At 61.6% G+C, this 13,235-nt stretch carries 12 protein-coding genes; 3 read left to right on the top strand and 9 right to left on the bottom strand.

The window, feature by feature from the left end; translation table 11 throughout:
- Positions 1–5 precede the first annotated feature (5 nt).
- From fliS to GKC30_RS00575, 6 genes are all read right to left on the bottom strand, one after another.
- Positions 6–716, bottom strand: coding sequence for a flagellar export chaperone FliS (fliS, locus tag GKC30_RS00600; protein ID WP_155931493.1), 711 nt, complete (start codon positions 714–716; stop codon positions 6–8).
- Between the two features lie 22 nt (positions 717–738).
- Positions 739–2,439, bottom strand: a complete 1,701-nt coding sequence (fliD, locus tag GKC30_RS00595; RefSeq protein ID WP_155931491.1) for a flagellar filament capping protein FliD — start codon at positions 2,437–2,439, stop codon at positions 739–741.
- A gap of 162 nt (positions 2,440–2,601) precedes the next feature.
- The gene (locus tag GKC30_RS00590; protein WP_155931489.1) at positions 2,602–3,486 is read right to left on the bottom strand and encodes a flagellin N-terminal helical domain-containing protein; all 885 of its coding nucleotides are present in this window, start codon (positions 3,484–3,486) and stop codon (positions 2,602–2,604) included.
- 235 nt (positions 3,487–3,721) lie between these two features.
- Complete coding sequence (locus GKC30_RS00585; RefSeq protein WP_155931487.1) at positions 3,722–5,410, bottom strand: glycosyltransferase family protein; 1,689 nt, start codon at positions 5,408–5,410, stop codon at positions 3,722–3,724.
- 97 nt (positions 5,411–5,507) lie between these two features.
- A complete protein-coding gene (locus tag GKC30_RS00580; protein ID WP_155931485.1) occupies positions 5,508–6,278 on the bottom strand; it encodes an AsmA family protein in 771 nt (256 codons plus the stop codon).
- A gap of 89 nt (positions 6,279–6,367) precedes the next feature.
- Positions 6,368–7,354 carry a zinc dependent phospholipase C family protein gene (locus tag GKC30_RS00575; protein ID WP_196772770.1) on the bottom strand — a complete coding sequence of 329 codons (987 nt, stop codon included), beginning with the start codon at positions 7,352–7,354 and terminating at the stop codon, positions 6,368–6,370.
- A gap of 88 nt (positions 7,355–7,442) precedes the next feature.
- Here GKC30_RS00575 and GKC30_RS00570 point away from each other — a divergent pair, with 88 nt between their 5' ends.
- Complete coding sequence (locus tag GKC30_RS00570) at positions 7,443–7,973, top strand: hypothetical protein (RefSeq protein WP_367613898.1); 531 nt, start codon at positions 7,443–7,445, stop codon at positions 7,971–7,973.
- Here GKC30_RS00570 and GKC30_RS00565 read toward each other — a convergent pair.
- On the bottom strand, positions 7,970–8,419 hold the full coding sequence (locus GKC30_RS00565) for a DUF2721 domain-containing protein (protein WP_155931481.1): 450 nt from the start codon (positions 8,417–8,419) through the stop codon (positions 7,970–7,972). The two genes, GKC30_RS00570 and GKC30_RS00565, sit on opposite strands and share 4 nt — an antisense overlap.
- Before the next feature lie 136 nt (positions 8,420–8,555).
- Between GKC30_RS00565 and thyX the strand changes: the two genes are divergently transcribed.
- Positions 8,556–9,290, top strand: a complete 735-nt coding sequence (gene thyX, locus GKC30_RS00560; RefSeq protein WP_155931479.1) for an FAD-dependent thymidylate synthase — start codon at positions 8,556–8,558, stop codon at positions 9,288–9,290.
- 621 nt (positions 9,291–9,911) lie between these two features.
- On the top strand, positions 9,912–11,258 hold the full coding sequence (gene dnaA, locus GKC30_RS00555; RefSeq protein WP_155931477.1) for a chromosomal replication initiator protein DnaA: 1,347 nt from the start codon (positions 9,912–9,914) through the stop codon (positions 11,256–11,258).
- 114 nt (positions 11,259–11,372) lie between these two features.
- Here the strand turns inward: dnaA and tsaB are convergent, their stop codons facing one another.
- Complete coding sequence (gene tsaB / locus GKC30_RS00550; RefSeq protein ID WP_155931475.1) at positions 11,373–12,164, bottom strand: tRNA (adenosine(37)-N6)-threonylcarbamoyltransferase complex dimerization subunit type 1 TsaB; 792 nt, start codon at positions 12,162–12,164, stop codon at positions 11,373–11,375.
- Complete coding sequence (rseP, locus tag GKC30_RS00545; RefSeq protein WP_155931473.1) at positions 12,142–13,200, bottom strand: RIP metalloprotease RseP; 1,059 nt, start codon at positions 13,198–13,200, stop codon at positions 12,142–12,144. The genes tsaB and rseP overlap by 23 nt, the downstream gene beginning before the upstream one ends.
- Between the last annotated feature and the right edge of the window lie 35 nt (positions 13,201–13,235).

Genomic DNA, 13,235 nt, shown 5'->3' with positions numbered 1-13,235 from the left:
CGGGATCATCGGTTGTTATTGGTATAGGCGTTGGCGGCGCGAAGCTTGGCCGCGTTGAAGGCGGTGCGCAGCTTTGGCGGTTCAGCCAGGCTTGGCGGCGCTTGCTGCGGCTGCTTTTTCTGGTCGGGCTGCGTCGATTGCTCCGGCCCGGCCTGTACTTCTGGGGCGGCAGGCTGGGCCGCCTCCCGAGCGGCTGGCCCGAGTGACGGCGTGGATGCCGCTGCGGCCGGGCTGGTCGCCTGGGGCCTGCCCGCCATGGAGTTGGCTGTCATGGCCGGCATTGAGCCCATGCCGGGCACGGGCGGCGGGGCTGGTCGTTGCACGGTCTGGGCTGGGTTGCTCTTGCCCGCCTGCCCCGGAATGATCTGGGCATAGGCCGAGCGAAGTCCGTCGAGAATTCTGATGACATCATCAATCATCTTGATGTCCATGCGGATGTTGGCCTTGAGCAACTGCGAGGTGCAGAACATGTAAAGCTGGTTCAGCTTGGGCGTGATGTCGCCGCCCTTTTCCTTATTCAGGCTTTCGGCCAGCTCGTGGATGATGGCCATGGCCTTGGAGATGTATATGCCCTTTTTGGCGTAGTCCTTGTTCTCCATTTCGATCCTGGCGCGTTTGAGGAACTTGATCGCCGCATCATAAAGCATGATCAGCAGTTCGCCCTGCGTGGTCGTTTCGACCTGGGTGGTGAGATATGCCCTTGCGGGGTTGGTCATTCAGCCATCCTCCTGTGGTCTTCTATGCGTCCAGTTGTGCGATTGAGGAGCCAAGCTGCCCCTGGATTCGTTCGTACTGGCCAAGCAGCGCATCAAGGCGCGCGAATTTGAGTTTGAGGTTGGTCTCCATCTTATTGATGCGCTTTGTCTCAAAGGCGATCTTGTCGTCGATGGAGTTCATGATGTCTTTGTAGTTGTCCTGCAGGACCGAGAGGGGGCCGCCTTCGAAGGTGAATTTACTGTAGGGCTTGGTCAGCTCTTTGAGTTCCTCGATCATCTCGCCGACCTTGCCGGTCTTGATGGAGACTGTCCCCGAGTGGGTTCCGGCCGAGATGTTGTCAAGGCGCACGGCCATGCCCAGCGCATTGCCCGACTTGCCTGTGATTTCCCACCCGTCGATGGATGCCTCTTCGCCGTTGATGGTGGCGCTGATGATCTTGGTGCCGTCGCTGACCACCTCCACCTTGTAGGCGCCGGGTTTGGTGGTGCCTTCGATCAGGGATGAGAAGGTAAAATCAGGGGACTGGCTTTCGCCGAAGTTGTTGGCTGCAAAGAGCTTGGCAATGGCCTCGGGATCGTTCTCGGCCATGGCCTTTTCAAACATGTCCTCATTGATCTTGAGCAGACCGTAGGTTGGGGAACCCTGTTCCGCGTCGGTCATGATGCCAAGCTGGGAAAGGGCCGAGAATCGGTCTCCGGTCATGTTCTCCGGGTCCCAAACCGTGAAGCCGATTCCGATGTCGGCCGTGATGTTCTTGAGTTTTTGGGCGATCATGTCAACGCCGTAGTTGCCGGTGAGGATGGAGCCCTCGCCGTCGTCGTTGACCTTGGTCAGCTTGATGATCTGGGCGCGGATCTCGTTGACCGAGCTGACGAATTTGTCGATGGTCCCGCGGATCCCCGCCGTGTCCGTGGTCGTGGTCAGTTTGATGGTGCGGCCCGGCTCGGCGTCGTGCAGGTTGAGGGTGAGTCCTTCGAGCACGTCAGTAATGGAGTTGGACGAACGCTCTATCCAGCCGCCGCCCGCAGAGGGAAAACCGTTGACCCGGATTTGCGCGTTGACCGCGTTTTGCGTCTCGCGGAAGGAGGAACCGCCGAAGATGATGTCGCCTTCGTCCGAGATGACCAGCTGGTTTTCGCTGCCCTGGTCGAGCCCGCTGATCTGCAGATGGTAGACCGAGCCGTCGTACACTGTGGAGGCCCGGATGCGGCTGCGGGAGTCGGGGTGGCTGTTGATGATATTGACGAAGTTCTCGAGGGTTGTTCCCGCCGGGATGTCGTTGATGGTGTATGTCTCGCCAGCGTACGAGAATTTGAAGAACGTGTTGGTCGAGGTGATGGCGGTGCTCAGCGAGCTGGCTCCCGAGGCCGTGATGAGCACATCGTTGGACGCGAGCTGGCCGATTTCGATGGTGGCGTTGGTCTCCAGCGCCTTGCTCGTGGCCGTGGCCGTGAGCCGCGTGGTGTCGGTGCTGGTCACGACCTTCTTCAGAAATTCATCGACAGTGTCGAACTCCTCAAGGGTTGTCTTGAGGTTGAGCATCTGCGTGTTGAGGGCGGAGAACTGGTCGTTCTTTTGCTGCCAGGAGCTTTTCCAGTTTTCAAGCCGGGTGATACGTTTGCGCTCGACATCAAGGAGCCCCTCGATGAGCTTGTTGAAGTCCGTGCCGTTTCCCAGGCCGGAGAAATTGATCGAACCAGAGGAGTATGTTCCGTCTGCCATGGCGTTTTCCTGTCGGAAGTTTTTTCCGGTTGCTATGCGCTGCCTTGTGGAATGCAATCCGGGTGCCAGTGCCGATCTTCATAACCTGTTGAAAGCAAAGGGCCGGACCCTCGTTGGGGAGGGCCCGGCCTGAGTGCGCTGGGTTTGGGACCCTGAGTGCGTCTAGCCGATGAGGGACAGGGCCATCCTCGGCAGGGAGTTGGCCTGGGCCAGCATGGAGACGGCGGCCTGGGTCATGATCTGGTTGCGGACGAACTGGGTCATCTCCTGGGCCACGTCCACGTCCGAGATGCGCGACTCGGCAGCCGAGACGTTCAGTGCCTGGGTTTCCAGAACGGTCACGGTGTTCTCCAGCCTGTTCTGCAGGGCACCGAGGTTGGCGCGGATCTTGTCCTTGGAGATGATGGCGTTGTTCAGGACATCCAGAGCCGCCTGCGCCATGGCCTGGGTCGAGATCGAATGGCCAGCGCCGCTTCCGATGCCGGAGCCGACACCCAGGGCCGAGGCCGTGGCGTTGTCGATCTGGATGTAGTAGTAGTCCTCGGAGCAGTCGTTGCCAGTACCGAAGTGGACCTTCAACTGGCCTGTGGTGGCCAGGCCGGAGCCGATGTGTTCGCCGGAGAGGTTGCCGTTGAGCAGATAGATGCCGTTGAAGTCCGTGGAGTTGGCGATACGGGTGATTTCCGAGGCCATGGCCTGGTACTCGGAGTCGATGATCAGGCGCTGGTCGGAGTTGTAAGTACCCGTGGCCGCCTGCATGGCCAGTTCCTTCATGCGGATCAGCTTTTCGTCGATGACGGCCAGGGCGCCGTCAGCCGTCTGGATGAGGGAGATGGCGTCGTTGGCGTTGCGGATACCCTGCGTCAGGGAGGTGATGTCCGCGCGCATGAGTTCGCGGACTGCCAGACCGGCGGCGTCATCCGCGGCCGTGGTGATGCGCAGGCCGGAGGACAGACGACGGGTGGAAAGTTCCAGGGCTCCGTACGAAGAGCCGAGGTTGCGGGCGGCGTTCATCGCCATCAGGTTGTTGTTGATAACCAGGGACATAATTTCCTCCTTGAAAGTGTTTCGGCTTCCTTGCCTAAGATCCGTTGTTCCGGCGGTGTGGATTACCGGGCAGACCTTTCTTGTGTTGCCCTACTGATCGTCCGGCCAATGGAAAACTTTAGGTTGTGTGAATGTTTTTTTTGATCGTGAAGTCAATGTGAACATGGGCGGGAAATCCTGGCCGCCACGGTGGCCAGACGGCGAGAAAAAGCAGGGATGAGGGGGCGGGCGGCGCTCAGCCGCCGAAGGTCTCGCGCATGGCTGCAAGCAGGGTGCGCAGCCGGAGATCATAGGTGTGCTCGGCCAGGATGCGCGCACGGGCGGCGCTTGAGACGTTTTCGCGCCGGGCCGGGTCGGCCAGCAGCTCGGCAGTCAGGGCCGGGATCTCGTCCGGGCTGTCATAGGCGATGACCTCGGTTCCCGGCTCGAAGAGATCGTCCATCTGCTCGCGCCTGTCGGTGAGCACGAATCCGCCGCAGGCCGGAACGTCGAAGACCCGCTGGTTGACCGCCCCGGCCATCTGGCGGCTGGTGCAGTTGAGGCTGACCTCGCTGAGGGGGTAGAAGCGGGGCAGATCAGCATAGTAGTCCAGCGGCGACAGTCTGCGCCAGTCGTTAGAACGGCCGAGCTGGGGCAGCCAGCCCTCGTCGCCCACGATGAGCGGGGAAAAGCCGAGGATGGACCGGACGCAGGCCAGCCGGTATTGGCGCGTGGCTTCCCAGGTGAGCAGCGACTCCAGGGCCAGTCGGCGCTCGGGGGTGGGCAGTTCGTCAAGGGCGGTGCGCCAGTCGGGGCGCCGGGACAGGAGGAAGCCCCGTACATCGGTCTGGCCTGATGCGCCGAACTCGGCAGCCACCTCCGGGTATTGGTCCCGCATGGCTTCGGGAAGAGTCGCGATCTCCAGTGTCCGGGCCACTGGGCCTGCCATGGAGTTGCCCACAAAGGAGACCCTGGCGGCCCACTGCGGCGGAGCGGTCGTGCCGAGTCCCGGGCGGAACCGCTCAGGGTCCGTGGCCAGGGGCAGGTATTGTACGCGGGCGAAACCCCGGGAACGCAACATGGCAAGGTTGCCCGCGTCAAAGGTGAAGACCGCCGTGTTGTCCGCTCCGGGGTGGGCGTAGTCGTGCAGGATGAGGGCCGGATTGTCCACAAACCAGGACGCCAGGGGGAGTCCCAGCTCGGCCAGAAGACCGGCCAGCCGTCCCTCGCGGTCGAGGCCGAAGTGGTTGACGGTCAGCACGAAGTCGGGCCGGAAGTCAAGAACGGCATGGAGCAGGTCTTCGATGAACCGGGTGCTGCCGGTGGCGGTGCGCCCGAGGGGCAGGGTGCGGTGGGGAGTGTCGAGCCGGGCCAGGGCGGCCACAATCTCCCCGCACAGGAAGTAGCTGGAGTCGAGGAACAGGACACGCGGCATCTTCGAGCGGAATTTGGGATAGGCGGCTTCGGCACGGAAGTCCGCTTTCGCCTCTGCTTTGAGAGCATGGGCGATGGAGCCGTAATAGGCCGGATCGAGTCTTTGATACAGGGGGATGATCATCGGCTGCGGCGGGGCGTGGCCATGGGCGGCACGCCAGCGCTGGAGCCGGTCCAGCACGGCCTGTGGCTCACCATCGTCGACCCAGGTCACGGCCGGGTGTTCTTCCATTTGGCGGCGTACCCCGGTGATCTTTTCAATGGAGGTTTCGCGATCCACCACGGCCACCGGGCCGCCCAGCGCGGCGAGAGAGCGCAGACAGTGGCCGAGCCCGGCCCCGATGAGCACCGGCAGACGGCCCGGCTCCACGGTCGCGGCCAGGGTCTGTTCGCGCTCTTGCCCCTTGCGGCCCCAGAGGTGCCAGGTCTTGCCGTTGATCTGGATGCGGACATCCACGAGGCCGTCAGGCTCGGTGAGGGGATGGGCTGTGTAGGGTGCGGGGTGTGGCATGGCGTTGTTTCGCAGGGCGGGGAGCGGGAGCCCGGACAGTGCTCTATATATTAATGTAATGGGGCCGCGCCCTGGTTTGGCGCGGCCCCGTCTGCGACTACTCCGAGCCGAAGAGACCCTTGACCGTGGAGCCCAGGGATTTGGCGCCTTCGCTTGCCCCCTCCATGGCCTTGCCCAGGGTCTTGGATAGTTCGCGGCCGAGTTGGGTGACTGTTCCCGCGACATCGCCGGTCATCTCGGCCAGGACCTGGGCAAAGGCCTCTGCCGGGGTGGTCTTCTTGTCCTTGCCGATGTCCTTCATGTGGATGTCGGGCAGGGCGATGCCCACGCCCTTGTCCGCGCCAAAGGCGTCAAGCAGGGAACCGCCCACATTGATACGTCCGTTTTTGACGATGAAGTTGTTGATCTGGATGGTTTTTTCGGCCCCGGTGGCCTCCTGTTCGGCAGGGGCGGTTTTTTTCTCGCTGGCCACGGTCTGATTGATATTGTTCAGGATGGTCTTGAAGTTGTCGGTATTGCCGCGCCGTTCATAGCTGACGATCGGGCCGTCCACGATGATTTCCTCGATGACTATGGTGTCTGTGGCCAGGGATTCCTTGACCACCTTGACCCAAATAGTTTTGCATTCCAGGGCGCTTGGCATGGAGAAACCCTCGGGGTTGCCGAGGAAGAAGTTGTTGAGAGCACCCGAGCCCGAGAGGATGGATATGTCGGCGGAGCCGAGCCTGACTTCGGTTTTGGTGATCCGTGGGCCGTAGGTTTCGGTCGCGGTTTTGACAATGGTGCCGAGGTTGAGAATGGCGAGGACGATAATGGCGATGACGCCGATGACCATCACGCCAAGGCCGATAACGAGAAATTTTTTCATGTACGCACTCCTGTAATGCCTGTGTTTGTCAGTATCTGCAGCCTAGGCCATCCGAGTGGCGAGCGCAACGGTCTTGTACTTTGACCGGGTCAGGCCAGTTCTGGGAAGGGCGGATCGGCGAAGTGGCGCATGCGGCCGCTTTCCACCCCGGGCAGTCCGGCGTCCATGGAAGGGCCGGTTTCGCCCGGAGCGATCCTGTTCGGCTCAAGGGGTTTTGGGCCGAAAACTGCGGGTTCGAGTTTGCGGCACAGGGCGGCAGCCCGCTGCGCCGCCTCGTCTGTGAGTTGGTCAAGGGTGGCAGAGTGCCTTTCGCCCGTGACCGGATGGCGAAAGGATATGGAGCCGGACAGAGGTCGGGCCTGACGCAGGAGCTGTGGCGCGTAGGCTAGGGCGGCCAGTTCGGCCGCAGTCGGCGGCAGATGGGGACGCAGGGCAAAGGCGGCGAGGGCCAGCGGTCGGGACCAGTAGGCTGCCTGGAACAGGGCGAAGATGCGCCAGGCGCGGGCAAGTCCGGCTCGGGCAGCGTCCGAATCCATTCCCGCCATGGCGGCGAGGTCGGCCACGGGCAGGCCGTTTTCGAGCAGGGCCGGGCAGCGATGCAGCATGAACCGCAGGCTGTACCGAGACCGGCCAAGCATGTGCGGGCAGGCGACCATGTCCATGAGCGACTCCAGAGCGCGGTGGCGCTGACGGGCCAGGGATCGCGCTTTGGCATCGGTGGCGTAGTAGTCGCCGGTCAGGTGCCAGACCAGCGGGTGCATGACCGCGTCCGCGAAGAGATGGGACACGACTCCGACCAGTATCGAGACGGCCAGGGACGAGCCGTTCCTTCGGGCATGGGTAGTCAGCATCCTGACCAGAGCGTAGGTGTCTTCTCCCTGTGCGCCATGGAGGGCGTGGGCCAGCCGCTCAAGGGGGGCGTCGCCGGGCCAGGCGGCATAGAACAGGGCATCGTGAAAGACCGAGCCGAGCAGCAGGCCGTGGCCTTCAGCGGCGAGGCAGGGGGCGAAGCGCGTGTCCGCAAGGCCGCGGGCAGTCCGCTTGGCCGTGTCGAAATGGATCAGATCCTTGGGCATGGTCTCCTCAAACCGTTTGCGTTGCCCCCATCCTACTTGATACCCTCGCTCCCGCAAGGAAAACATCTGTCAGCGCGAGGAGTGCGGTGTGCGATACGATCATCTGGGCAAGGAAGTGGTCGAGGTGGACGAGGCCGGAATCACCCGGACCCATGGCCGGGGTGAGCGGCGCGAGGATTATGCCGACCCCTGGGCAACCACCGGAAGGGTGGTGCTCGTGGGGCTTCCCGGCAGCGGCAGGAATGGTTTGGCCAGGCTCCTGGCAGAGCGGCTCGGTCTCGATGTGGCGACACCCGCTGATGCCGCTTCGGCCATGTCCGCGCTGACCGGACCGGCGGCGGTCATTGTCCTGGCCGACGGGCTGGTGGCCGATCCATTGATTCACCCGCATATCCACGGTGCGGGCAAAGTCTTCTATCTCATGGCCGATTCACGAACCCTGGCAGCCAGGGTCGTGGAGCGGGAGGGCAACGAGGACCGGGATGCTGCGTGGCGAGAGCTTTCGGCCCGGTTGGAGACCATGGAGCCGGTTTTTTACGGCGTACTCCATTTCATCCTCCAAGCCGCAGGCTCCTTGGAGGACATGGCCGAAGACGCCCTGGCCAAGATCGCGCTCTAGTCGCTATTTCCTTCGTGGCGTTCGATTTCCAGGTCAAGAGAGCGCAGGGTGATGCGGATGTCCTCAAGCAGGTAGAGCAGACTGATGATCAGACTGACAAGGGAGCCGCCGAAAAGCACCTCGACCATGAAATGCAGCGGGATGTCGAAGAGCAGGCTGGCATAGAGCAGCAGCATCACGCAGCTGACGCAGACGATGGCCAGGATGGAGTAGAAGATGGCCCAGCGCATGATGGAGCAGCGTTTGCGCAGCACGGTCACTTGACCGAGAAGGAATTTCACATCCCGCTCGGGCGCTGTGGGGAGCATTTCGAGTAGGCGGCGGATGAGGTCCGTGGGCCTGGCGATGCGGTTGGTCATGGAGAGCAGCAGCAAGCCGATGCCGGAAATGAGTACAAAGGGGGCGATGGATGCCTGGAGGATGGTGACAAGGGTGGTGGTTTCCATGGGGCCTCTTTGCTCCCAATCTTGCGGCCCGTCAAGACCAAAGCGCGGATGGAAGGCGGCCGGAGGGTGACAGCCCTGACTCTTTGCGCTACACAGTGAAACCCGAATGCACACCAGCCGCCACGGAGCCCCGTCTATGCCCGAAAAAAAACTCAGGGTCGAACTCCTGTCCATGACCCCCGATGCCCTGTCGCTTATCTATGCCGCCTTCCGGCAGTGCTACCACGCCGGGTTCGTTGGCGACATGTGGCCCCGACTGCTCTCGGGCGAGATCGACCGCGAGACCCAGGCCGATTTCGTGCGCAAGACCATGGAGTCCGGTCACGACAGCCCGGTGGAGCATGTGTCCCTGACCTTTGCGGTGGAGGGTGTCTCTCGTGCGTGTTCACACCAGATAGTGCGCCATCGCATTGCCTCCTATTCGCAGCAAAGCCAGCGCTATGTGGCTGAAAACGACCTTGATTACATCATGCCTCCGGCCATCGCCAGGATTCCCGAGGCCAGGGAGCGCTTCGAGCGGTTCATTGACGAGGTCCGTTCGGCCTACGGCGATCTGCGTGAAATCCTGGTGTCCCATGGCCGCAAGACCAAGGCTAACGAAGATGCCCGTTTTGTCCTTCCCCAGGCGGCCGAAACCAAGATTGTCATGACCATGAATTGCCGCAGTCTGCATCATTTCTTTAACCTGCGCTGCTGCAACCGGGCGCAGTGGGAGATTCGCGCCCTGGCCGATGCCATGCTGGAACTCTGCCGCGAGCGGCTCCCGGCCCTGTTCGCCAGCGGTGGCGCCCGATGCGAACAGTTGGGTTACTGCCCGGAATCGCCGAAATTCGCTTGCGGCAAGTATCCGACCCGAGTTCAGGCCGACTAGAAATTTTTCCAACAGCCCGGGATTTCTTCCCATGGGGCTGGTCCCCGAAACGCCTTGTACTTTTTTTGTCAAGGTGTTTTATTCTCGAATTTCCAAGATTTTTGTGTGTTCATAATTGGTCCTCCTGCCGGGAGCCTTGCTATGGGCGGGCTCGTGTGGCAGCAGTGTGACAAGTGTGTGATCGTTGATGAAAACGGTTATCACTGCTTTTTATATTTTTTGATTTATTTCAAGCAATTAAGATATACCCCTCCTTCGCGGTCGGAAATGGTGTCGGTAGCAAAAGTGAGAAAATAAAATCGAGATAAAAGAAAAATCATCCAATCTTTGAAAATTCGTCGAAATACAGATTTGTGACTGTTGAAAAAAAATCCACAGGATGTTGATAAATAGAAAATCTAGAAAAAATCGAAACCCCGGGAAGCCTTGGCGGACGCCCGTTTCACTGGTTTGAGACCGGGAATCGTCTCCGCCAGCCGTTTTGTGTTAATGCCATATAATTTCAGGTTGTTGCGAAGCGTGTTTGTGGTTGGCAACTGTAGATAACCCCAGCCCGGCTTTGATCTCACAATTGAAAATCAAGAATTGTCTTGGCCCGGTCAATCCACTATCTCACACGACATGATGAAAGCTGCCTGGACGCAAATACGCACTTCGCTTGAAAAGAGCCTCAACCCCGGTCTCTTCACTGTCTGGATCAAACCCCTTGACGGCGTGGTCGAGGGCGGCAGGCTGACACTTTCAGCCCCCAACGAGTTCGTGGCCAACTGGGTGCGCGAGCGTCTGCTTCTGGTGATACGCGAGGCCGCAGCCGAGGTTATGGGCACTGATCCCAGAATCACTGTCGTGGCCTCCGCCCCCACAGCCGCACCCGCTGCCCCTGCCTCCAGGCCCCGCGAGGCCGCGTCCGCCCAGCTCGGTCTGCCAATAGCCGAGGCCCCAAAGGCCGTCACCGTGCATAATTGGCGATTCTCCTTCGACGATTTTGTGGTCGGGTCCTCCAATGAACTGGCCTGTGCGGCCAGCAAGAGCCTGTGCGAGAGTGTTTTTTCCTCGGACCATCTCTTTCTTAGTTCCGGCCCCGGCCTGGGCAAGACGCATCTGCTGCACTCGGTGGGCAATCAGCTGTGTCGGGCCGCCAACCGAAAACGGCTCAAAGTCGCCTGCCTGTCGTCCGAGGACTTCGCCACCCGCATGGTGCTGGCAATCAAGTCCCGGCAGGTGGACGTGTTCAAGGCGCAGTTCCGCGAGAATCTTGATGTGCTGCTCCTTGAGGACGTTCACTTCTTTCAGGGAAAGGAGAAGATGCAGGAGGAGCTTCTGTGCACCCTCACTGCTCTACGCGAGCGTGGGTGCAAGGTTCTGTTGACCAGTTCCTTCATGCCCAAGGAATTTTCCGGCGTGGACAACCGCCTGGTGTCGCGTTTTTGCTCCGGGTTTCTGGCCCACATCAACCGGCCCGACATGGAGACCCGGCGCAGAATCGTGATGGAAAAGGCCCGCAAGCTGCAGGTGGTCGTGCCTGTGGAGGTGTCCGAACTGTTGGCCGAGCGCATCACCACCGATATCCGTCAGCTCGAAAGCTGCCTGCACAATCTTGTGCTCAAGGCCCGGCTCCTCAACAGGGCCGTGACCCTCAGCCTTGCCTGGGAAGTGCTCGACAACTATGCCGTGCACCACTGCGCACCGGATTTTCTCAATATTGTGGAGTTCATCTGCAAGAGCTACGGGTTGTCCGAGGACGAGCTGAAGTCCAAGAGCCGCAAGCGGCAGATCGTGCTGGCGCGTAACACCGCCTTTTATCTGGCCCGCAAGCATACCGATCTCTCCCTCAAGGACATAGGGGAAAAACTCGGCCGCAGACATTCCACGGTGCTCAAGGGCATCACCAAGGTCGAGCGCGAAATTTCTCTTCAGACGCCGCTGGGCCGTCAGATCGAAAAGACGGCGGACCGCCTGACCCCCTGAGTCGACATATCGCGTCGGCTGGGGACACGCCCCCACATGGCCTCCCGGATGACCGGCTCGCATGAGCCGTCCATCAGCCGGGAGGCTGTTTTATCACTGATCGGAACAGGCGGCTTATCGGCCTAGGCCGAGGTCGCGCAGGCGCTGTGCCGCTTCATCGGGGTCAAGGCCGCGTTGCCTGGCAATGTGGGGCAGGTTCGTCTCCGCGTCGGAAGGCCGGACATAGCACGGCTCCAAAGGGGCGTGGGCATATTGGGCCGCCATGGCCGCCGCCAGCAGAAGCTCGGGCGACGGGGTGTCCCATCTGGGCGGGAGAATAGATAGATGCGGCGCTCTGGCGGTCAGGTCGGCGAAGAAGTCTTTGTTGCGGCGCAGGCCGCTGCCCAAGAGGTGGGCGGGGGCGTCGGGGCTGACCATGCGCTCGGCCGACTCGGCCAGGGTGCAGGCCGTCAGCGGAGTCAGGGGGGTCAGCGACGGGGGGTGGAAGCTCTGGTGATATACCAGCCCGCGTCGGGCATAGGTCAGGACGTGCAGGGGGGTGGTCAGCAGCGGCCCAGGTCCTGAGGCCAGCAGGGGGAGGAGGTCGATGCCGGCCAGGGCGGCGCCGATGCCGGCGGCCATGCCCTGGGCTGCGGCCAGGACCAGTCGTAGCCCGGTGAAGCTGCCAGGACCGCGTACGCAGGCGATGCGGGTAATGGCCGAGGCCGTCACGCCGAACCCGTCCAGGGTCTCCCTGATGCCCGGAGCCAGGAAACGCACCGACTGCCCGGGCACGGTCCATTCCCGCGAGGCGAGGAGCGTCCAGCCCGTTTCCGACGGCTCGCCAAGCGCCATCTGGAGGCGGTCCTCAACCCCGGACAGGGCCAGGGTCAGCTCATGCGGCTTATGAGAGCAGGCGGCGGACATCGTTGAAGATGGCAAGGCTCATGAGCATCAGCAGCAGGAGGATGCCAACACGGGTTGCGGCCGCCTTCCAGCGGTCACTGACAGGGCGGCGGAAGATCATCTCGAGCAGGAAATAGACGATATGGCCGCCGTCGAGTACCGGGATGGGCAGCAGATTGATGATGGCCAGGTTGATGGAAATGATGGCGATCATTGCCAGCAGGTCATAGAACCCGGACTGGGCGCTGGTGTGGACCATCTGGGCGAGCATGATGGGGCCGCCGATGGACTCCACCGGAATGAGCCGCTCAATGATGCTGACGAATCCCTTGACCACGACCTTGGACATGGTCCAGGTATGGGCAAGGGCCATGCCCGCCCCAAGGCCCTCCACGGGCCGATATTCAATGACCCCGCCCTGGCCGATGCCCACCATGGGCACGGTCACTTCCTCGCCGAAGAGGTTTTTGACCGTGTTCACCCTGGGGGTCACGGTGAGAAGCAGCCTCTCATTGCCGCGGGCCACCTCGAAGCGCAGCGGGGTTTCGTTGCCGGCGCGGATCGTCTCCACCAGTTGGTTCCAGGAGTCCATGGGCCTGCCGTCCACGCTCAGGACATGGTCGTCCTTGCGTAGCCCTGCTTCAAAGGCCGGGCTCTCGGGCATGACATCTCCCACGGTGGGCATGATCACTCCCTGCCCCTGGGCCAGGGCCAGGAACCAGTAGATGAGAAAGGCGAGCAGGAAATTGAAGAGAGGTCCAGCCGCAACCACGCAAAGCCTTTGCCAGGCGGGGCGCGCGGCAAAGAGTTGGTCCTCGGGGAACTCCTCCTCGTCTTCGCCTTGTTCGCCCGCCAGTTGGACGTAGCCCCCAAGAGGGATGGCCGAGAGTTTGTACTCGGTGCGCCCGGAAGTGTATCCGGCCAGGCGGGGACCAAAGCCGAGGGAGAAGGTCCTCACTCCCATGCCGAAGAGACGGGCCACGGCGAAGTGGCCGAGTTCGTGGAAGAAAATCAGCCCTCCAAGGGCCAGGATAATGGCGATAGCGCTTGTCAGCATAGAGTCCTCATGGGGCCGCCCGCTGTGGTGTTGTC

It is taken from the genome of Pseudodesulfovibrio alkaliphilus (genome assembly GCF_009729555.1).
GTDB lineage: Bacteria > Desulfobacterota > Desulfovibrionia > Desulfovibrionales > Desulfovibrionaceae > Pseudodesulfovibrio > Pseudodesulfovibrio alkaliphilus.
Note: the sequence above shows the minus strand (reverse complement) of the source record. Positions and strands in the feature narration are given on the sequence as shown.

Coding starts and splice junctions, on each gene's coding strand:
- GKC30_RS00575 (WP_196772770.1), bottom strand. CDS start 7,354: ATGCCCAAGGATCTGATCCATTTCGACACGGCCAAGCGGACTGCCCGC.
- GKC30_RS00585 (WP_155931487.1), bottom strand. CDS start 5,410: ATGCCACACCCCGCACCCTACACAGCCCATCCCCTCACCGAGCCTGAC.
- fliS (WP_155931493.1), bottom strand. CDS start 716: ATGACCAACCCCGCAAGGGCATATCTCACCACCCAGGTCGAAACGACC.
- thyX (WP_155931479.1), top strand. CDS start 8,556: ATGCCCGAAAAAAAACTCAGGGTCGAACTCCTGTCCATGACCCCCGAT.
- rseP (WP_155931473.1), bottom strand. CDS start 13,200: ATGCTGACAAGCGCTATCGCCATTATCCTGGCCCTTGGAGGGCTGATT.
- GKC30_RS00565 (WP_155931481.1), bottom strand. CDS start 8,419: ATGGAAACCACCACCCTTGTCACCATCCTCCAGGCATCCATCGCCCCC.
- tsaB (WP_155931475.1), bottom strand. CDS start 12,164: ATGTCCGCCGCCTGCTCTCATAAGCCGCATGAGCTGACCCTGGCCCTG.
- dnaA (WP_155931477.1), top strand. CDS start 9,912: ATGATGAAAGCTGCCTGGACGCAAATACGCACTTCGCTTGAAAAGAGC.
- GKC30_RS00580 (WP_155931485.1), bottom strand. CDS start 6,278: ATGAAAAAATTTCTCGTTATCGGCCTTGGCGTGATGGTCATCGGCGTC.
- GKC30_RS00590 (WP_155931489.1), bottom strand. CDS start 3,486: ATGTCCCTGGTTATCAACAACAACCTGATGGCGATGAACGCCGCCCGC.
- fliD (WP_155931491.1), bottom strand. CDS start 2,439: ATGGCAGACGGAACATACTCCTCTGGTTCGATCAATTTCTCCGGCCTG.